Below are 19,902 nucleotides of genomic sequence, written 5' to 3'. Positions count from 1 at the left end.
CAGGCGCGGTCAGCCCGCCGCGACGATCCGCCACTGCTGGTTGACGCTGTTGCTGTCACTCCACTGGCCGAGGCTCGCGGCGGTCGAGGTGCGACCCATGCCGTCCAGGTACAGGCCGGTGGCGCGGTTCCTGATGCGCACGTCGTTGCCCCTGCTGGTGCCGGTCAGCACCGTCCACTGCTGGCTGGTGGCGGTGCTCCCGGCGCGCTGGACCGCGTCGGAGCCGTTGGCCGTGCGGCCCGAGCCGTCGAGGTACAGGCCGGTGGTCGCGTTCCTGAACCGGACGTGCGCACCGGAGTTCTCGACGACCCACCGCTGGCCCGCGCCCGCGCCGCCGGTTCCCTGTCCTGCCGGGGACTCGGTGGTCCTGCCGAGGCCGTCGACGTACCAGCCGGTCCCGACGTTGCGGATCGCGGTGACCTCGGCGCTGGTGCCGCCGAGTCCCCAGGCGTAGCGCAGCCGTTGCAACCCCGAGTTGTTCGTCAGCGACAGCGACGTGCCGGGACCACTGCCGCTCCTGGTGGTCAGGCTGTACCAGTCGCCGTCGCGCAGTCCCGGCCAGTACACGCTGCCCATGCCGAGACTGTGCAGCTTCGCGCTGACGCCCCGGACGTAGTCGGCCATGTACGACCCGCTCGGGACGCTGTAGTCGACCGGGTCGAAGTACACGCCGTTCTTGGTGCCCGGCCCCATCGCGCCACCCCACTCGGTGGCGATGGTGCGGCTCGCGTAGGCACCGATGTAGCTCGCGATGTGGTCCGCCCACTGGGTTTCACTCTCGTACCCGGCGAAGAACGAGTAGTCGTGCACCGCGAGCAGCGTGCCGTTGAGCCTGCTGTCGCCGCCGACCGCGGGGACGTTCTGGGCGAGACCCGCGCCGTCGAGGACCACCCTGCCGCGCGGAACCGCCGAGTACCTGGTCAGCCAGGAGTTGTACATGTTGTTGAGGTCGGTCGTGCTGTAGCCGTGCGGCTCGTTGATGACCTCGAAGTACGCGTTGGGGTGGGTGCCGTACTTCGCGACGACGGTGTCCCACATCCTCTCGAAGGCGGCCTGGTTCTGCGGCCTGCCACCGGTGTGCGCCCAGTACGCGAAGAGCACGTTGCCCTTGCCCAGCGCGGTGTCGATCGCCCCGGTGTAGGTGCCCCAGTAGTTGGTCACGGTCGGCTCGTTGATCGGGATCCGCACCGTGTTGGCGCCGGTGAGCGAGTACAGCTGTCCCACCACGCGGTCCGCGACGACGGCCGCCGAGGAGTAGGTGTCCGACGCGCTGAGCCCGGACGGGTACAGCACGCCGTTGACGAAGTTGTCCCTTTGGTCGGCCCAGTTCACGCCCCGGAACTGACTCGTGGACGCCTGCGCAGCGGACGGGACGGCGGTCGCCAGTGCCGTGGCGATCAGGAGCGACATCAGCAACCGCAAGGCGGTAAGCGCTTTCCAACGACTCATCGGCTGCTCCACTACGTCGTGTCACCCGTGCCCGGTGGGACCATGGCAGCCTGGCAGAGGCACCGTCAAGGAAATGAGCATGCTTATTCTTCGCCCTGGCTTGGCGGGAGATCTTGACCTTGGACGGCGTTGACCTTGCGTTCGACGGGTTTGCCTGCTCGTTCGACCCCCGCGTGTATCCTCGTTCGACGGGAAAAAGTCCTACTCATGAAGGAGCCGTCCGGTGGATGCCGATGCCGCGTACGCACCGCCCGCCTACCGGCCCGGCTACGAGGTCGTGGCGGAGAAGATCCTGGAGCTCATCGCCGAACTGGAGCTGCGCCCCGGCGACCGCATGCCGACCGAGAACGAGCTGGCCGCCCGCATGGGGACCAGCCGGACCGTCGTGCGGGAGGCCGTGAAGATCCTTTCGGCGCTCGGCAGGGTGCGCGCGCACAAGGGCCGCGGGCTCTACGTCGCCAACGACGAGGGGATGCTCGGCGCGTCCCGGTGGGGCGGCTTCTTCCTGCCCACCGACCTCGACCACGTCTACATGCTCTTCGAGTTCCGCCGGGTCCAGGAGACCGCGGCCGCGAGGTACGCCGCGACCCGCGCCACCCCCGCCGAACTGCACACCATCGAGACCGCCGCCGAGCTGTGCCGGGAAGGTCACCTCACCGGTCAGGCCGCGCTGTTCGACCAGGGCGACGACGACTTCCACACGGCCGTCGCGGCCGCCTCGCACAACCAGTTCCTCGTCGCGGCGGTGCGCGAGGCGCGCCGGCTGCAGCGCCAGTCCAACATCATCGGGATGCACGGCGAGGTGGGCAGCCACACCGCGGAGGCGGTCGACGAGCACGCCGCGCTCTACCAGGCCATCCGGCGGGGCGATCCGGAGGCCGCCGCCGTCGCGGCCGCCGCGCACGTGGACCGGACCCTCGAGGACTACCGCCGGGAGATCCAGCGCCGGGTATTCGGCTGACCTGGACCGGTCTTCCGGATGTGTGCTACAACCTTCACGATGTTCGGTGTGATGTGTCGCACTGAAAACTGATCCATCCCGGCACTGCCGCACCTCCAGCCATTCGCCGGAACACCGGTCACCGAGCCGTGCCCGCACGGCAGCAGACCGTCCACTGAGGACCGTCCCGGATCGCCGCACCGCCGCCGGCACCGGGCATCGGCAGACGCGAGTCGTGCCGTGAGCTCGAGCAACTCCCGCCCTCACCGGGACCGGGGTCGCGATGTTCGGCAGTCCAGCCCCGCGGCGGCGCGTCGGATCGCTCGCCACCGCCCTGACCGGCTAGGAGAGCACCTTGTCCACCACCCCTGACGAGAACCTGACGCCGCACCGGCGCAGGATCCGCCGACGGACGCTACTCGGCGGAGGACTCGCGGCGTTCGCCGTGCCGAGCCTGGCCACACCGGCGGCCGCTGCTCCGCTCCCGGCCGCGGCGGCGTGGCCCGACCCGCCCAACGGCTTCCCCGAGTGGAACAACAACATGGGGATCTTCGCGGTCAACGCCCAACCGGCGCACGCCACCCTGATGCCCTACGCCGACCTGCAGCAGGCGCTCGCGCTGGACCGCACGAACTCGCCGTTCCGGCTGGACGTCAGTGGCAGGTGGCGGTTCAAGTACGCCAACCGGCCCGCCGACCGCGACCTGAACTTCTGGCGCACCGACGTCGACGACAGCGGCTGGGCGACCATCCCGGTGCCGTCGAACTGGCAACTGCACGGCTACGACTTCCCGATCTACCTCAACATCACCTACCCGTGGTGGGGCGCCAACGGCCAGAACGAGAACACGCAGCCGCCGTTCGCGCCGTCGCGGGTCAACCCGGTCGGCCAGTACCGCACCACGTTCACGCTCCCGTCCTCGTGGCAGGGGCGGCGGGTCCTGCTGCACTTCGAGGGCGTGAAGTCCGGCTTCTACCTGTGGGTCAACGGCACGAAGGTGGGGTACCGCGAAGGGTCGTACACGCCGTCGGAGTTCGACGTCACCGACCACGTCCGCGCGGGCTCGAACCTGCTCGCCGTCGAGGTCTTCAAGTACCCGGACGGGGAGTGGCTGGAGGACCAGGACATGATCCGGCTGTCCGGGATCTTCCGGCCGGTGTTCCTCTACTCGCTGCCCGCGGTGCACCTGCGCGACTTCACGATCACCACGCCGTTGCGGGACAACTACACCAACGCGGACCTCGCGGTAGCGGTGAGCCTGCGCAACAGCGGCGGCCAGCAGGCGGGCACGTTCACCGTGGAAACGCAGCTGTACGACCACAACCGGCAGCCCGTGTGGCCGGAACCGTTGCGCACGAGCGTGAACTCACCCTCCCCCGGCCAGGAGGCGACCGCGCGGGGCTCGAAGGCGGTGACAGGGCCGAGGCTCTGGTCGGCCGAGCACCCGAACCTCTACACCGCCGTGCTCACCGTGCGCGACCCGGCGGGCGCGGTCGTCCAGACGGTGTCGGCACGCGTCGGGTTCCGCGAGTTCGCCCTCCGCAACGGCCTGATGCGGATCAACGGCCAGCCGGTGTCGTTGCGCGGCACCAACCGGCACGAGATGCACCCGGACCGGGGAACCGCCCTGACCCGTGAGGACCTCGTCCGCGACATCACGGTGATGAAGCAGCTCAACATCAACTCCGTGCGGACGTCGCACTACCCCAACAACACCGCCTGGTACGACCTCGCGGACGAGTACGGCCTCTACGTCGTGGACGAGGCCAACCTCGAGACCCACGGGATCCGCGACAACTACCCGGCCTCGAAGGCCGACTGGACCTCGGCCGTGCTCGACCGCGCGGCCCAGATGGTGCACCGCGACAAGAACCACCCCTCGGTGATCATGTGGTCGCTCGGCAACGAGGCGGGCGGCGGCAGCAACTTCGTGGCCATGCGCGACTGGATCCGCGCGGCCGACCCCACCCGGATCATCCAGTACGAGGGCGACAACCGCCCGCAGGTCAGCGACATCCGGTCCGCCATGTACGAAAGCCCGGCGGGAGTGCAGAACCGGGCGAGGGACACGAACGACACCCGGCCGTACGTGATGATCGAGTACTCCCACAGCATGGGCAACTCCACCGGCAACTTCAAGGAGTACTGGGACATCATCCGGGCCAACCCGGTCCTGCAGGGCGGCTGGATCTGGGACTTCGCCGACCAGGGCCTGACGTGGCGGACGCAGTCCGGCACCACGTACCTCGCGTACGGCGGCGACTGGGGCGACAACCCGAACGACGGGGCGTTCTGCGCCGACGGCATCGTCACGGCCGACCGGCGGATCAGCGGCAAGGCCGTCGAGGTCAAGCAGGTCTACCAGGCGATCAACGTCGCGAACGCGGGTGCGGCCGGCACGGTCCGGATCACCAACGAGAACCTGTTCACCAACGTCGGCGAGTTCACCGGCAGCTGGTCCCTGCTAGCCGACGGCGTCGTCATCCAAAGTGGACAGCTCACCGCGGCGCAGCTCGACGTGCCGCCGTTGTCGAGCAGGACGGTGCAGCTGCCCGTCCAGCGCCCTGCCGACCCCGCACCGGGTGAGGAGCACTTCCTGCAGCTGTCCTTCCGGCTGCGGACCGCGACGCGGTGGGCGGAGGCGGGTTTCGAGGTGGCCAAGCAGCAGCTGCCGATCGACCTCGGCAGCCCTCCGGTCGTGCCGACGCCCGTCACGTCGGTGCCGGTGCTGACGGCGACCGAGACCGGCGACCGCATCACCGTCACGGGCCAGGACTTCAGCGTGGTCATCGCGAAGGCGTCGGGGCTCATCACCGCTTACGACGCGATGGGCATGCGGCTGCTGAACTCCGGTCCCCAGCCCAACTTCTGGCGGGCACCGACCGACAACGACGTGGGCAACGGCCATCCGAACCGCAACGGCACGTGGCGCAACGCGGGTGCCAACCGGACGGTGTCCCGCGTGACGCTCGACCGGCCGTCCGACCGCGCGGCGCGGATCACCGTCAGCGGCACCCTGCCCACCAGCACGGTGTCCACCTACTCGACGACGTACACGGTCTACGGCAACGGCGAGATCAAGGTCGACAACACGCTGCACCCCGGTTCGCCGAGCCTGCCGTACATCCCCGAGGTGGGCACGATGCTGTTCCTGCCCGGCGAACTCTCCCGGATCCGCTTCCACGGCAGGGGTCCGCACGAGAACCACTGGGACCGCAAGACGGGTTCCGACGTCGGCGTGCACTCCTCGACCGTCGCCGAGCAGTGGACCGGTTACATCCGGCCGCAGGAGAACGGCAACAAGACCGACGTCCGGTGGATCGCCCTCGTCAACGGCAGCGGCCGCGGCCTGCTCGCCTACGGCGAACCGCTGCTGGAGGTGAACGCGTCGTACTTCACGCCGGAGGACCTCTCGAAGGGTGTCCGGCACGACTACCAGCTGACCCGGCGGCAGGACGTGGTGCTGCGGCTGAACCTGCGCCAGACCGGCATCGGCGGCAACGACAGCTGGGGCGCGCACCCCCTCGACACCTACAAGCTCTTCCCCAACCGGGACTACACCTACACGTACCGGTTGCGGCCGCTCCCGAACCTCGCCGAGGCGCAGACCCTGTCCCGCAAGCCGGTCGGCACGGCGGGCGGTGGCACCGGCCCGGTGCAGACCGGGGTGGACTACCGGCTCGTCGCCCAGCACAGCTCCAAGCTGGTCGACATCAACGGCGGCTCCGCGTCGGCCGGTGCCAACGCCATCCAGTGGACGGCCACGGGCGGGCTGAACCAGGTGTTCGACTTCCTCGACTCCGGCAGCGGCCACTACCGCGTCCGGGCACGCCACAGCGGCCTCGTGCTCCAGGTCGCGGGCACCGGCACCGGCGCGGACGTCACGCAGCAGCCCGACTCGAACTCAGCCGCACAGCAGTGGCGGGTGGTGGACCACGGTCTCGGCGTGATCAGCCTGGTCAACAGGCAGAGCGGGCTCTCGATGGACGTGTGGGAGGCCTCGGCCGCCGACGGCGCGCGCATCTCGCAGTGGACCACGGGAAGCGGGCTCAACCAGCGGTTCGGGCTCCAGCGGCTCTAGGACTTCGGAGGCGGTGGCCGGCAGGCCACCGCCTTCCCCTCCGGCGCGCTGTTCCCGTTCCGTCCTGAACGGACAGTTCTTTTCGCACGTTGCTCCGAACGGCCCTGTCCCCCGCCCCGCCGGGGCGACGTAGGGTGAATCGATCACGGTGTCTGCCAGCGGATTTCAGCGAACTACCGGCAGATCGTCGCCGAGCGTGACCGGTCATGTACTAGGAGAAGCAGTCGCATGGACATCGAGACAGCGCTCAAAGAAGCAATGACGATCACCGGCGCCGTGGGAGCCGCGCTCGTGGACTACGACAGCGGCATGTCGCTGGGCTCGATCGGTGGTGGCGACTGGCTGAACCTGGAGGTGGCCGCGGCCGGCAACACCGAGGTCGTGCGGTCCAAGCAGCGAGTGATCTCGGCGCTCAAGCTGAACGACGAGATCGAGGACATCCTCATCACGCTGCACCGCCAGTACCACCTGATCCGCCTGCTCTCGACCGGCAAGCGGAGCGACTCGAAGCTCTTCCTCTACCTCGTGCTCGACCGGGAGCGCGCCAACCTCGCGCTGGCCAGGCACAGCCTCAAGTCCATCGAAGCCGACCTCACGGTGTGAACGAGATGTCCACCCAAGCCCCTGGTGCACTGCCCCTGCGCCGGCGCGGACCGCTGTCGGAGGCACCGCCCGCACCGGAGCGGCACGTGCCGGCCAGTGCCGCCGCGAAGTTGATGACCGAGGCGCTGGAAGAGGTCCACGGCAGCATCGACTCCGTGGCGATCAACGGCGTGCTGGTCGCCACGCGCGACGGCCTGGTGCTGTGCGGGGTCACGCGCGGCATCGAGGACGACGGCGTCGCCGCGATGGCCTCGGCGGCTGCCGGACTCGCGACCCAGTTCACCTCGCAGGCCGGGGTGGGCAGTCCGCGAGCGGTGTTCTTCGAGGGCGAGTCCGGCCAGGTCGGCGTGTTCGGGATCGACGCCGACACGCTGCTGGTGGTGCTCGGCGAGCGCGACACCACGATGGGCATGTTCAACGTCGTGTCCAAACAGGCCCTGTCCCTGCTGCAGCAGGCGGTCGCGGCCCGGCGGTGACCGTCAGTCGTCCAGGCTCCGGTGGGTGAAGCTGCCGAAGTCCGCCCAGGAACTGCCCGGCACGACGTCACCGGTCACGTACAGTCCGATGTGGACACCGGTGAACCCGCCCGCGGCCTGGGTGCTGAGCACCCGCCCGTCGAACGGCTCGCCGAGCAGCCGCCACTCCTCGGCGGCGCCGGCCACCAGCGCTCTGGTCTCCTGACCGGTGGCCTCGAAGCACAGCCGCACCACGCCTTCCGGCAGCCGCGTCGTCGCGAGGAGCTCGTCGTGGCCAACGGTGCGGCGCACGAGGACGACCTCGCGGCCGGCGCCGAGCAGGAGCCGGACGTGGTGGTCGTTGTTCTGCAACAACACGAGACCGGCCCACTCGGTCGGTCCCGCCGCCTCGAACTCGACCTCGCAGGACGCGTGGAAGTCCTGGTGCCGCTGGGGCCGGACCACCAGGCTCGGCGTGACCAGGTCCGTGATCGACTCCGGGCGCACCTGCAGCCGGAGGTGGCCTGGCCGGTCAGTCAGCGACCAGAACACCTCGTCCGGTGTGCGCAGGAACAGCCAGGCGGGATCGAGGACCGGCCCGTCGAAGTCGTCGGTCGGCCCGGCCTCCGGCCACGGGTGCGCGGGCAGCGCGGGAACCTCGTACCGGGCCTCGACACGGCCGGTGCCCGGACTGAACACCGGGCCGCCCGCCTCCCAGGACACCGGCACGAGGAACGTCTCCCGGCCGAGGTTGTAGTAGTAGCCGCCGTACGGCCGGGTCGCGAGCAACACGGCGAACCACTGGTCTTCCTGCGTGCACACCAGGTCCGCGTGCCCGACCGCCGCGATCGGGTGGTCCCGGCCGAGGTGCCGGTGGGTGAGCAACGGGTTGAGCGGCGAACCGCGGTACGGCCCGGTGACGTCGTCCGCCGTCGCCACGACCACCGAGTGCTCGAAGTCCGTGCCGCCCTCCGCGCACAGCAACAGGTACCTGCCGTCCACTTTGTACAGGTGCGGTGCTTCGAGCCACACGGAGTCGCGCAGCGCGCCGGTCCACAGCACGTGCTCGTCACCGATCAGCTCCAGCCGCTCGGCGTCGAACTCGCGCAGCCAGACCTCGGTCTGCCCTGCCGTTCCGCCGGGCACCTCGCGGGTCCCCGTCCACCACGCGCGGCCGGTGTCGTCGAAGAACAACGACGGGTCGAACCCGTCCGCCTCCGGCAGCCACCGCGGCTCCGACCACTCACCGGCCGGATCCGTTGCGGTGACGACGAAGTTGCCGCTCTTGCCCGTGCCGCCGACCAGGGTGCACACCACGTAGAACACACCTTCGTGGTGGCGGATCGTCGGCGCGTACAGGCCACCGGACGCGCGCACACCGTGCAGCGGCAGCTGGGACGGCCTGTCCAGCACGTGGCCGAGCAGGCGCCAGTGCACCAGGTCCCTGCTGTGGTGGATCGGCAGGCCGGGGAAGTACTCGAAGGTCGACGTGACGAGGTAGTAGTCCGATCCCGCCCGGCACACCGACGGATCGGGGTGCGAGCCGGGCAGGACCGGGTTCTCGAACTGTGCCAAGTGGGGACTCCCGTCAGGAGTGGAGGCGGGCGTAGGCCGGCTTCGGCCTCAGGTTCTCGTCGAACAGGCAGGCCGCACCCTCACCGGGGAACACGTCCGGCACCCACGAGTGGCGGTCGGTGAAGCCCCACGTGGTGAACTCGACGCACCGCCGCACCGAGTGGCAGGCGTCCCAGACCTGTTCGAAGTAGTCCGCCTGCGCTTCGAGCTTCTCGGGCGTGACGGGCAACGGGATCCGCACGTCGGCCTCGGTGATCGCGACGTCCAGCCCGAGCGCGGCGAACCTCGCGATGTTCTCCTTGACGCCGGCCGGGAAGCCGTACATCAGCGACAGGTGCGCCTGGATGCCGACGCCGTGGATCGGCACGCCCTGGCGCTTCAACGACTTCACCAGTTCGTAGACCGCGTCGCTCTTCGGGTTGAGCCCCTCGACGTTGTAGTCGTTGATGTAGAGCTTCGCCCTGGGGTCGGCCGCGTGGGCCCAGCGGAACGCGTCGGCGATGTAGCGGTCACCGAGCTTCTCCTGGAACACCGTCGGCCTGCGCGTGCCGTCCTCGTTGAACGCCTCGTTGACGACGTCCCACGCGCGGATCTTCCCGCGGTAGCGGCCCGCCTCGGTCCTGATGTGGTTCTTGACCACGTCCCGGAGCTCCGCCGCCTCGAGGTCGTCGACCCAGTCGGGCAGCTGGCTGTGCCAGACCAGCGTGTGCCCGCGCACGGACTTGCCGGTCTTCTTGGCGTACTTGACGATCTCGTCCGCACCGGACCAGTCGTACTGGCCGCGGACGGCTTCGACGACGCCCCACTTCATCTCGTTCTCGGGCGTGACGCTGTCGAACTCCCGCGTCAGCACCTTCTTGTAGTCGGCCTCGGCGGTCAGGTGCTGGGCGGCCACCGCGCTGCCCACGTACCTGTTCGTGACGCTCTTCAACGGTCCCGCCGCCGAAGCGGGAACTGTCTGGGACAGCACCACCAGGACGGCGATGCCGGCAGCTAATCGGGTTCGCACGATTCACTCCCTTGTGAGTCAGCCCTTCACGGAACCGGTGAGGCCCCCGACCATGCGGCGTTCGGCGAGCACGAAGAACGTGAGCGCGGGGATCATGGACAACGCGGTGAAGGCGAGCACCTTCGCCGTGTCCTGGGTGTGCTCCGACTGGAACATGGCCACGCCGAGCGGAAGCGTGAAGTTCGTGGAGTCGTTGAACACCAGCAACGGCAACAGGTAGAAGTTCCAGCTGGTGACGAACGCGAGCACCGACACCGTGATCAGCGCCGGCCGCGAGAGCGGGAGCAGGATCCGCCAGAAGAAGCCGAGCTTGGCCGCGCCGTCGAGCAGGGCGGCGTCCTCGAGCTCACCGGGGATCGCGTTCATGAACGGCCGCAGGATCACGATCGTGACGGGCAGCGAGAACGCCGCCTCCGGGATCGCGACACCGAGCGGGTTCTCCAGCAGGTTCAGCTCGCGCAGCCACAGGTACAGCGGCAACGTCGCCACGCCGAGGGGGAACAGCAGACCCAGCGTGAACAACGTGTAGAACGCCTCGCGGCCCTTGAAGGCGTAGCGGGACAACGCGAACGCCGCCATCGACCCGAGCACGACCGCCAGCGTGGTCGCGATCACCGCGATCAGCATGCTGTTGCCGAGCAGGCGCCAGAACTGGGGCGAGGTGGCGACGCTGATGTAGTTGTCCCAGACGAACGGACCGGGCAGACCGGCCGGCGACGAGTTGATCTGTGCCGTGGTGCGGAACCCTCCCAGCACCACGAAGAGCAGTGGGACCACCGTCATGCCGATGACGGCGAACGCGGCGAGGTAGCCGACGGTGTTACGACGTGACATCTCAGCGAACTCCCGTCAACGCACCTTGGGTGTCGCGACGCAGAGCGAATCGCTGGTACACCAACGCGAACAAGAAGCAGATGATGAACAGGATCACCGCGACCGCGCTGCCGAAACCGAACTCGTAGCGCTTGAAGCCGTGGTCGACCAGGTAGGTGGCCATGGTCGTCGACGCGTTGGCGGGACCGCCGAGCGTCATGATCCAGACCAGGTCGAAGAGCTGCAGCGACCCGATCACGGACAGGAACACCCAGATCCTGATCGTCGGTCCCAGCAACGGGAGCACGACGTGCCGGGTGGTCTGCCAGGCGCTCGCGCCGTCCAGTGCGGCGGCCTCCCTCAGCTCGGGCGGAACGCCCTGCAGGCCGGCCAGCAGCAGGATCACGCCGAAGCCGATGTACTTCCAAGTGATCACCACGAAGAGCGTGTAGAGCACGAGCGACTGGTCGGCGAGCCACAGCTGAACGAAGCCGCCCAGGCCCACACCGCGCAGGATCTCGTCGATGAACCCACCCGGCTGCAACATGAGCAGCCAGATGACTGCGGTCACCGCCTCGGACAGCACGTACGGAGCGAAAACCACCATCCGCAGGAACGTCCGGCCGCGCAGCTTCCGGTTGAGCAGCAACGCGAGGCCGATGCTCAGCGGCAGCTGGACGACGATCGAGAGCGTGGCGATGATCAGGTTGTGCCCGATGGCGCCCTGGAAGACGTCACCGGAGAAGGCGGCGACGTAGTTGTCGAGCCCCACGAAGTCCGTGAGCGGGCCGAAGCCGTTCCACGAGTAGAGGCTGTAGTACCCGGCGACGCCGATCGGGATCAGGACGAACCCGATGAACAGCACGAGCGCGGGGGTCAGCAGGAATGCGAGTTCGAGGCGTTGGCGGAGTCGGGACCGCCGCCGGGTGCCCCCGGCCGCTGGCGCGTGCGGCACGGGGGCGGTCGGCGGCCGCGTGGTGATCGCGGCACTCATCATTTGTTCCCGGCTGCTGCTTCGCTCACCGATTTCACGATGGTGTCCGGTCCGCCCTGACCCGCGAAGAAGTTCGCGATGGTGTCGTTGAGGGCCTGACCGACCTTGGTCGGGAACGCGGTGTCGAAGTAGAACTGGAGGTACGAAGCCTTGGTCATGGCCTCGGCGATCTGCTTGTGCGGCTCGCTCTTCAGCGCGGACACCCCGGCAGGGGTCACCGGCAGACCGGAGTTGGTCTCGGCGAGGATCTTCTGCACGTCGTCGCCGACGAGGTGCCCGAGGAACTCCGCGCACGCCTTGGCCGCGCGGGTGGTGCAGGAGAACCCGTCACCGCCGCCGAGCAGCACGCTCGGATCGCCCTGCCCGCCCGGCACGCTCGGGAACGGGAACCAGCCGATCTTCGAGCCGATCTCCTTGTCCTCGGTGAGCGCCTGCATGACGTCCGGGTTCCAGTCGCCCTGCAGTTCCATGGCCGCCTTGCCGTTGGCCACCAGGCCCGCCGAGCTGCCCGCCCCCTGCTGAGCGGGCGTCCCGACGAACCCGTCCTGGAACGGTTTCGTGTCCAGGAAGCTCTTGAGGTTCTCGCCCGCCTTGAGGAAGCACGGGTCGGTGAGCTCGGTCTTCTCGACCGCCTTCTTCAGCGTGTCGACCGAGCACTGGCGCACCGCGAAGTAGGCCCAGTAGAACGCGTCGGGCCAGCGGTCCTTGCCGCCGAGCGCGATGGGCACCACGCCCGCGGTCTTCAGCTTCGTGACCGCCGCGTTCAGCTCGTCCACAGTGGTCGGCGTCGAGGTGATTCCGGCGGTGGCGAAGATGTCCTTGCGGTACCAGAACCCGACCGCGTGCATCAGGTACGGCGCACCGTACTGCTTGCCGCCGGTCTTCCAGCCGTCGGCGTTCTTGGCCAGCGGGCCGATCCAGCCCGACGAGGCCTGCGTGATGTCGGCGAGCTTGCCGGACTTCAGCTGGTCGGCGAGCGCACCGCCGCCCCACTGCTGGAAGAGGTCCGGCGGGGTGTTGCCCTGCAGGGCGAGCGGCACCTTGGTCTGGAACTGCTCGTTCTGCAGCGGTTCGATCGTGAACGAGGTGTTCGGGTGGGTCTTGTGGAAGTCGTCGGCGATCTGCTGCCACTTCGACTTCATGGGCTCGGTGGTCCGGTTGTGCCACCAGGTGAGGGTGACGGGACCTTCCGTGGAGGCGTCGCCGCCACCACCACCGCACCCGGCCAGCACGAAAGCCGCGGCGGCGAAGAGGGCAAGGGGCTTTCTGGAACGCATTTCGGGTCCACTCCTGACGACGTCGGCCGGTTGGACTGCCTGTGTTGGGGCCAGAGAATTGCGTGAAATCGGCCTCGTGTCAATCGTTGTCGATAACGTTTTACACGGCTAGCCTGTGCCGGTGCCTCCACGCTCTCGCGTCACGATCAAGGACGTCGCCGCTCAGGCCGGCGTCTCGGTAGCCACCGTGTCCAAGGTCCTCAACCAGCGGTACGGCGTCTCCGCGGAGACGTTTGCGCGGGTCACCGCCGTGATCAAGGACATGGGGTACGAGGCGAGCCTCGTCGCGCAGAGCCTGCGCAACCACCGCACGAACGTCATCGGCATCCTGGTCGCCGACATCGAGCCGTTCAGCACCGAACTGCTCAAGGGCGCGGCGGATGCCATCCGCGGCACCGGTTTCGAGCTGGTCGTGTACTCGGCGGGCGGTCGCACCGGCGACCCCCACGGCTGGGAGCAGCGCTACCTCACGCGGCTGAGCGGCACCCTCGTCGACGGTGCCGTGCTGGTCACGCCGGCCGTCGACCTCGAAGGCCTGCCCGGCACACCCGTCGTCGCCGTCGACCCGCACACCGGGCGAGCGGCGCTGCCCACCGTCGACTCCGACAACCTGCACGGCGGACGGCTCGCGACCGAGCACCTGCTCCAACTCGGCCACCGCCGGATCGGGCTGCTCACCGGCCGTGAGGACCTGAAATCCGCGCAGCAGCGCGAAACCGGCTACCGGGGAGCCCTCGCCAGCGCGGGCGTCGCGGTGGACGAGACCCTGGTCCGGCGCGGTGACTACGACGCGGACATAGCCGCCGCGTCCGCCCGCTACCTGCTGAGCCGTCCCGACCGGCCGACCGCGATCTTCGCCGCCAACGACACCACCGCCATCGCGGCCATCGACGCCGCCCGCCAGCTCGGCCTGCGGGTGCCGGAGGACCTGTCGGTGGTCGGCTTCGACAACATCCCCGAGTCCGCGCTGTGCACACCGCCGCTCTCGACGGTGCAGCAGCCGATACGCGAGATGGGCCACCGCGCCGTCGAGTTGCTGGTCCGGCTCATCAACGGCGCCGAGCCCGACGAAACCCACATCACCCTGGGCACCGAACTGGTCGTCCGGCAGTCGACCCGCCCACTGACCCCCTGAGGTTTGTTGTGACGACAGAAGCCACCACGCCGGACGAACTCTGGCGGAACCCGCACGCCCCCGTGGACGATCGCGTGCGCGATCTCGTCGCGCGGATGACCCCGCAGGAGAAGATCGCGCAGTTGCAGGGGATCTGGGCCGGCATCGACGCCGCCGGCGAGATGGCCCCGCACCAGCACGAGTTCGCCGTGGCACCGCAGGACTTCGACGAGCTGACCCGCTACGGCCTCGGCCAGCTCACCCGCGTCTTCGGCACCCGGCCGATCGCGCCGGAGGTCGGTGCGCGCACGCTCGCGCGCACCCAGCGGCAGATCATCGAGGCGAGCCGCTTCGGGATTCCCGCTGTGGCGCACGAGGAGTGCCTGACCGGGCTGGCCGCCTGGCAGGCGACCGTGCACCCGTCGCCGCTGTGCTGGGGCGCGACCTTCGAACCGGACCTGGTGCGGCGCATGGCCGCGCGGATCGGCGACTCGATGCGCCGCCTCGGGGTGCACCAGGGCCTGGCCCCCGTCCTCGACGTCGCACGCGACCTGCGCTGGGGCCGGGTCGAGGAGACCATCGGCGAGGACCCGCACCTCGTGGGCACCATCGGTGCCGCCTACGTCGCGGGCCTGGAGTCGGCCGGGATCGTGTCGACGCTGAAGCACTTCGCCGGGTACTCGGCCTCACGCGCAGGGCGCAACCTCGCGCCGGTGTCGATCGGGCCGCGTGAACTCGCGGACGTGATCCTGCCGCCGTTCGAGATGGCACTGCGCGCCGGCGCCCGGTCGGTGATGAACTCCTACGCCGACAACGATGGCATCCCCGTCGCCGCCGATCCGGCGATGCTCACCACGCTGTTGCGCGATGTGTACGGCTTCACCGGCACCGTGGTCGCCGACTACTTCTCGGTGGCGTTCCTGCACAAGCTGCACGGCGTCGCCGCCGGACGCGAGGACGCGGCCTCGCAGGCGCTGACGGCCGGCATCGACGTCGAGCTGCCCACTGTGGACTGTTACGGCGAACCGCTGCTCGAAGGCCTCTACTCCCACCGGGTGGACGTGGCGGTCGTCGACCGGGCGCTGTCCCGGGTGCTGGCTCAGAAGTTCGAACTGGGCCTGCTCGACCCCGGCTACTCCCCCGCGCCCGACGCGGACCTCGACCTGGACGACCCCGAGTCCCGCGCCCTCGCCCGCGAGGTGGCGGAGCGCTCGATCGTGCTGCTGCAGAACGACGGCGTGCTGCCGCTGGCCGGCAAGCGACTGGCCGTCGTCGGCCCGCGCGCGGACGAGCCCGGTGCGATGATGGGCTGCTACTCGTTCCCGCTGCACGTCGGCGTGCACCACCCGGACGCCGAGATGGGCATCGAGGTCACCACCGTGCTGGAGGCGTTGCGCGCGGACCACGACGTGGTGTTCGCGCGCGGCTGTCCGGTGCTCGGCGGGACCGACGACGAGATCGCCGAGGCGGTCGAGGCCGCGCGGCAGGCGGAGGTCTGCGTCGTGGTGCTCGGTGACCAGGCCGGTCTGTTCGGCAAGGGCACGTCCGGTGAGGGTTGTGACGTCGCGGACCTGAAGTTGCCCGGCCGCCAGGAGGAACTGCTGGAGGCGGTGCTCGGCACCGGCATGCCGGTGGTGCTCGTGCTGCTGTCGGGCCGGCCCTACGACCTGTCCCGGCAGGCAGACCGGCTCGCGGCCGTCGTGTGCGGCTTCTACCCCGGCCAGGAGGGCGCGCCGGCGCTCGCGAACGTCCTCAGCGGACGCGTCAACCCGTCCGGCAGGCTCCCGGTCAGCTTCCCCGGCTCCGGCTCCACCCAGCCGTCCACGTACCTCAACGCGCCGCTCGGCAACCGCAGCGAGGTCAGCAACGTGGACCCGACGCCGCTGTTCCCGTTCGGCCACGGCCTGTCCTACGCGCCCGCCACGTGGGTGACGGCGGGCTGCGAGGAACGCGAGTGGTCGACCGACGGCACCTGCGCGGTGCACGTCGTCCTGCGCAACGACACGGACGTCGTGACCGCCGAGGTCGTCCAGATCTACCTGCACGACCCGGTGGCGGAGGTCGCCCGGCCCGTCCGGCAGCTGATCGGCGCGGTGAAGGTGGACCTCGCTCCCGGCCAGACCCGCACGGTCACCGCCCGGCTGCACGCGGACCTGACCTCCTACACCGGCCGGGCGGGCCACCGCCAGGTCGACCCCGGTGACGTCGAACTGCACGTCGGCACGTCGAGCGCGAACATCCACACCTCGTTGAAGCTCGCGCTGACCGGGCCCGCCCGGCAGGTCGGGTTCGACCGCGTCCTGACACCGGAGTTCGACACACCCTGAGTTCCGGACCCGCGCCTCCCCCGCCCGGTAACGTCCATTGCGGACGGACCGGGCGGTGGAGGGACTTGCGGTGCTGGAGATCAGCGGACTGACGTGGGCGATGACGATCGGGGTGATCGTCGCGCTGCTGGCGTTCGACCTCGTGCTCGCGGCGTGGCGGCCACACCGGATCGGTTTCCGCGAGGCGACTGTGTGGTCGGTGTTCTACATCGCCGTGGCCATCGGTTTCGGCGTGTGGTTCGCGAGCGCGCACGGCGGCGGGTTCGGTGCGGAGTACTTCGCCGGCTACATCGTCGAGAAGAGCCTGTCGGTCGACAACCTCTTCGTGTTCGTGATCATCATGACCACGTTCCTCGTGCCCGAGGAGCACCAGCACAAGGTGCTGACGTTCGGCATCGTGCTCGCGCTGATCATGCGAGGCATCTTCATCGCGGTCGGCGCGACGCTGCTGTCGTTGTTCTCGTTCATGTTCCTGCTGTTCGGCCTCCTGCTGATCTTCACGGCGGTGCAGCTGTTCCGGCACCGCGACGAGGACCCCGACGTCGAGAACAACGTGGTGGTGAAGACCGCGCGCAAGCTCCTGCCCGTCACGGACGACTACGTCGGCGGCAGGATCTTCACCCGTGTCGGCGGCAAGCGGTTCGCCACTCCCCTGTTCGTCGTGCTGGTCGCGATCGGCGGCGTCGACCTGCTCTTCGCGCTCGACTCGATCCCCGCGGTGTTCGGCGTGACCGAGGAGCCCTACATCGTCTTCACCGCCAACGCCTTCGCGCTGCTCGGCCTGCGCGCGTTGTTCTTCCTCGTCAAGGGCCTGCTGGATCGGCTGGTGTACCTGTCGGCCGGCCTGGCGATCATCCTCGCGTTCATCGGCGTCAAGCTGATCCTGCACTGGGCGCACGTGGACATCTCCGCGAGCGTGCCCGAGGTGCCGACGCCGCTCAGCCTCGGCGTGATCATCGCGATCCTGGTGGTCGTCACCGTCGCGAGCCTCGTCAAGACGCGCAACGACCCGTCGGCCAAGGCCCACCCCGGTTCGCTGCGCGGGCACCGCGACGAAGATAAGTAACACTTGACTACTTAGTAACAGCTGTTACACGATCTGGCGCATGGAACTGCGCGAGGTCGAGCCGCCACGCGACCGCCGGGTGCGCCGCACCCGTGCGGCCGTCCTGGCGGCCGTGGTCGGCCTGGTGACCGAACGGGGCACGACGGCGATCACGGTCTCCGAGGTCGCCGAGGCGGCCGACGTCAGCCGGCGGGTCGTCTACCAGCACTTCGGCGACCTGGACTCGCTGCTGCTGGAGGCGGGGCTCGACCTCGCCCGGCGCGAACTGCTGCCCCGCCTCTCCGATCTCACTCCTCCCGTGGACGCACGGGCCGAGACGCTCGCCGTGGCCCGACACTTCGCCGACCACTGGGTGTTCTACCGCGCCCTGTTCACCGGCTCGTGCGCGTTCGCGCTGGACCGGGGGCTGATCAGCCTGCTCCTGCCGGTCAACCGGCAGGCCGTCGAGCACCTGCGCGGACTCTCCGACCAGACCGCCGAAGACCTCGCCGCGTTCATCACGGGCGGCGCCGGATCGTTCGTCACGTCCTGGGTGGTGGCGGGGGCGCCCGATCCGGAGACGTTCACCGACCGCCTGATGGGTGTTCTCTCCCTACTCCTGGAGTCTCGATGATCAGCCGTCTCCTCCAGCGCGGCCTCAAGCTCTCGCCGCCGCTGACCCGCGACGTCGTGGTACAGCGGGACCTGCGCGTTCCCATGCCGGACGGCGTCGAGCTGCTCGCCGACCGGTGGGTGCCGCGCTCGGGCGGTGACGGCCTGCCGACGGCGTTGATCCGTTCCCCGTACGGGCGGCGCATGTTCGGCTCGGTCATGGCCAGGCCGCTGGCCGAACGCGGCTACCAGGTGGTGATCCAGAGCGTGCGGGGCGGTTTCGGCTCCGGCGGCATGTTCGACCCGATGCGCCAGGAACGCGCGGACGGCCTCGCGACCCTCGAGTGGCTGGTGGAGCAGCCGTGGAGCGACGCGATCGTGCTCTACGGGCTGAGCTACCTCGGCCACGTGCAGTGGGCGGTCGCCGATCAGCTGCCGCCCCAGGTCAAGGCGATGATCCCGGTGGTCACCGAATCGGCGCTGACGCTGGAGTTCCTGCGTTCGGACGGCATGTCGCTGGAGACGCCGTTCGAGTGGGGCGTGCTCGTCGGCACCCAACAGCGCCCGCTGGCCATGCTGCGCAAACCGCTGCAGGACAAGAAGACCGCACGAGCACTGCACACGCTGCCGTTGCGGGACGCGGACGTCGTTGCGTTCGGCTCGCGTTCCGACTACGTCCAGGACGTCCTGGCCCACGACGCCGGCTCCTCGCGGTGGGAAGGGTTCGACCACAGCCACCGGGTCGGCGGCGTGACCGTCCCGGTCAGTTCCATCGGCGGCTGGTACGACATCTTCCTGCCCGGTCAGATGCGCGACTTCCAGGCGTTGCAGGACAACGGCCGTTCCGCGCGGCTGACCGTCGGGCCGTGGACCCACACCGAGGTCATGGCCGCGCCGGTCCGCGAAGCCGTGGAGTTCGGTCTGGCGCACGCACGCGGCGAGGAGCCTCCGCACCGCGCTCCCGTCCAGCTGTACGTGATGGGCGAGGAAGCCTGGCGCCCGTTCGACTCCTGGCCGCCGTCCGGCTACTCGCCCACGCGCTTCCACCTCGGTTCGGGCGGTGCGCTCGGGCCGGAAGCCGGCGAGTCCTCAGTGGACACCTTCCGCTACGACCCGGCCGACCCCACCCCGGCGTCCGGCGGTGTGCGCCTGGCGCGGGACGGCGGCCGCGTCGACAACACCGTGCTGGAAGCCCGTCCGGACGTGCTCACCTACACCACGCCCGTTCTCGACGAGGACGTCGAGGTCGTCGGTGAGGTCAGTGCCGAGATCTGGTTCTCGTCCAGCCTCGCGCACGCCGACGTGTTCGTCCGGCTGTGCGACGTCGATCCGGAGGGACGTTCGTGGAACGTCTGCGACGGGCTGGTGAGTCTCACGTCGGCGGAGGAACCGCAGTGCGCCGCTGTCCGGTTGTGGCCGACGGCGTACCGCTTCCGCCGCGGGCACCGCATCCGCGCGCAGGTCTCCAGTGGCGCGTTCCCCCGCTACGCCCGCAATCCCGGCACAGGCGAATCACGTGCGACCGCCACGAAGATGGTCGCGGCAAGTCAGTCGGTCCATTGTGGATCAGAGCGGCCGTCCGCGATCGTGCTGCCCGTGCGCTGACCG

Annotated in this window: 15 protein-coding genes; 9 read left to right on the top strand and 6 right to left on the bottom strand. The window is 69.4% G+C overall.

Annotated features, from left to right (window positions below; translation table 11 throughout):
• Positions 1 to 9: 9 nt before the first annotated feature.
• Positions 10 to 1,449, bottom strand: a complete 1,440-nt coding sequence (locus LX88_RS29700) for an RICIN domain-containing protein (RefSeq protein ID WP_258951069.1) — start codon at positions 1,447 to 1,449, stop codon at positions 10 to 12.
• 223 nt (positions 1,450 to 1,672) lie between these two features.
• On the opposite strand from LX88_RS29700, the gene LX88_RS29695 reads away from it, so the two are divergent.
• The 4 genes from LX88_RS29695 to LX88_RS29680 all read left to right on the top strand — a co-directional run bounded on the left by LX88_RS29695 (position 1,673) and on the right by LX88_RS29680 (position 7,549).
• Positions 1,673 to 2,410 carry a FadR/GntR family transcriptional regulator gene (locus LX88_RS29695; RefSeq protein ID WP_258951068.1) on the top strand — a complete coding sequence of 246 codons (738 nt, stop codon included), beginning with the start codon at positions 1,673 to 1,675 and terminating at the stop codon, positions 2,408 to 2,410.
• A gap of 334 nt (positions 2,411 to 2,744) precedes the next feature.
• Positions 2,745 to 6,470: a beta-galactosidase, LacZ type gene (gene lacZ, locus LX88_RS29690; protein WP_258951067.1), complete on the top strand. Its 3,726-nt coding sequence runs from the start codon at positions 2,745 to 2,747 to the stop codon at positions 6,468 to 6,470.
• A 228-nt stretch (positions 6,471 to 6,698) separates the two neighbouring features.
• Positions 6,699 to 7,073, top strand: a complete 375-nt coding sequence (locus LX88_RS29685) for a hypothetical protein (protein WP_090064706.1) — start codon at positions 6,699 to 6,701, stop codon at positions 7,071 to 7,073.
• Between the two features lie 5 nt (positions 7,074 to 7,078).
• A complete protein-coding gene (locus tag LX88_RS29680) occupies positions 7,079 to 7,549 on the top strand; it encodes a roadblock/LC7 domain-containing protein (protein WP_090065207.1) in 471 nt (156 codons plus the stop codon).
• 3 nt (positions 7,550 to 7,552) lie between these two features.
• On the opposite strand, the gene LX88_RS29675 is transcribed toward LX88_RS29680, so the two are convergent.
• The 5 genes from LX88_RS29675 to LX88_RS29655 are packed head-to-tail and all read right to left on the bottom strand — an operon-like array spanning position 7,553 to position 13,196.
• Positions 7,553 to 9,103, bottom strand: coding sequence for a glycoside hydrolase family 43 protein (locus tag LX88_RS29675; protein ID WP_258951066.1), 1,551 nt, complete (start codon positions 9,101 to 9,103; stop codon positions 7,553 to 7,555).
• A gap of 13 nt (positions 9,104 to 9,116) precedes the next feature.
• Positions 9,117 to 10,112, bottom strand: coding sequence for an endo-1,4-beta-xylanase (locus LX88_RS29670; protein ID WP_258951065.1), 996 nt, complete (start codon positions 10,110 to 10,112; stop codon positions 9,117 to 9,119).
• Between the two features lie 18 nt (positions 10,113 to 10,130).
• Positions 10,131 to 10,946, bottom strand: coding sequence for a carbohydrate ABC transporter permease (locus LX88_RS29665; protein ID WP_258951064.1), 816 nt, complete (start codon positions 10,944 to 10,946; stop codon positions 10,131 to 10,133).
• Position 10,947: 1 nt separating this feature from the next.
• Complete coding sequence (locus LX88_RS29660; protein ID WP_090064709.1) at positions 10,948 to 11,919, bottom strand: carbohydrate ABC transporter permease; 972 nt, start codon at positions 11,917 to 11,919, stop codon at positions 10,948 to 10,950.
• Positions 11,919 to 13,196 carry an extracellular solute-binding protein gene (locus tag LX88_RS29655; protein ID WP_258951063.1) on the bottom strand — a complete coding sequence of 426 codons (1,278 nt, stop codon included), beginning with the start codon at positions 13,194 to 13,196 and terminating at the stop codon, positions 11,919 to 11,921. The genes LX88_RS29660 and LX88_RS29655 overlap by 1 nt, the downstream gene beginning before the upstream one ends.
• A gap of 121 nt (positions 13,197 to 13,317) precedes the next feature.
• On the opposite strand from LX88_RS29655, the gene LX88_RS29650 reads away from it, so the two are divergent.
• The 5 genes from LX88_RS29650 to LX88_RS29630 all read left to right on the top strand — a co-directional run bounded on the left by LX88_RS29650 (position 13,318) and on the right by LX88_RS29630 (position 19,899).
• Positions 13,318 to 14,331 carry a LacI family DNA-binding transcriptional regulator gene (locus LX88_RS29650; RefSeq protein ID WP_258951062.1) on the top strand — a complete coding sequence of 338 codons (1,014 nt, stop codon included), beginning with the start codon at positions 13,318 to 13,320 and terminating at the stop codon, positions 14,329 to 14,331.
• Positions 14,332 to 14,339: 8 nt separating this feature from the next.
• Complete coding sequence (locus LX88_RS29645) at positions 14,340 to 16,637, top strand: beta-xylosidase/alpha-l-arabinosidase (protein ID WP_258951061.1); 2,298 nt, start codon at positions 14,340 to 14,342, stop codon at positions 16,635 to 16,637.
• Positions 16,638 to 16,707: 70 nt separating this feature from the next.
• Positions 16,708 to 17,703, top strand: coding sequence for a TerC family protein (locus LX88_RS29640; protein WP_258951217.1), 996 nt, complete (start codon positions 16,708 to 16,710; stop codon positions 17,701 to 17,703).
• Positions 17,704 to 17,743: 40 nt separating this feature from the next.
• Entirely contained in the window at positions 17,744 to 18,316 is a 573-nt protein-coding gene (locus LX88_RS29635) for a TetR/AcrR family transcriptional regulator (RefSeq protein WP_258951060.1), read from the top strand.
• Complete coding sequence (locus LX88_RS29630; RefSeq protein ID WP_258951059.1) at positions 18,313 to 19,899, top strand: CocE/NonD family hydrolase; 1,587 nt, start codon at positions 18,313 to 18,315, stop codon at positions 19,897 to 19,899. The genes LX88_RS29635 and LX88_RS29630 overlap by 4 nt, the downstream gene beginning before the upstream one ends.
• Positions 19,900 to 19,902 lie beyond the last annotated feature (3 nt).

The organism is Lentzea californiensis, assembly GCF_024648825.1.
Classification (GTDB): Bacteria; Actinomycetota; Actinomycetes; order Mycobacteriales; family Pseudonocardiaceae; genus Lentzea; species Lentzea californiensis.
The sequence above is the reverse complement of the archived record's forward strand: the minus strand, read 5'-3'. Positions and strand labels throughout refer to the sequence as shown.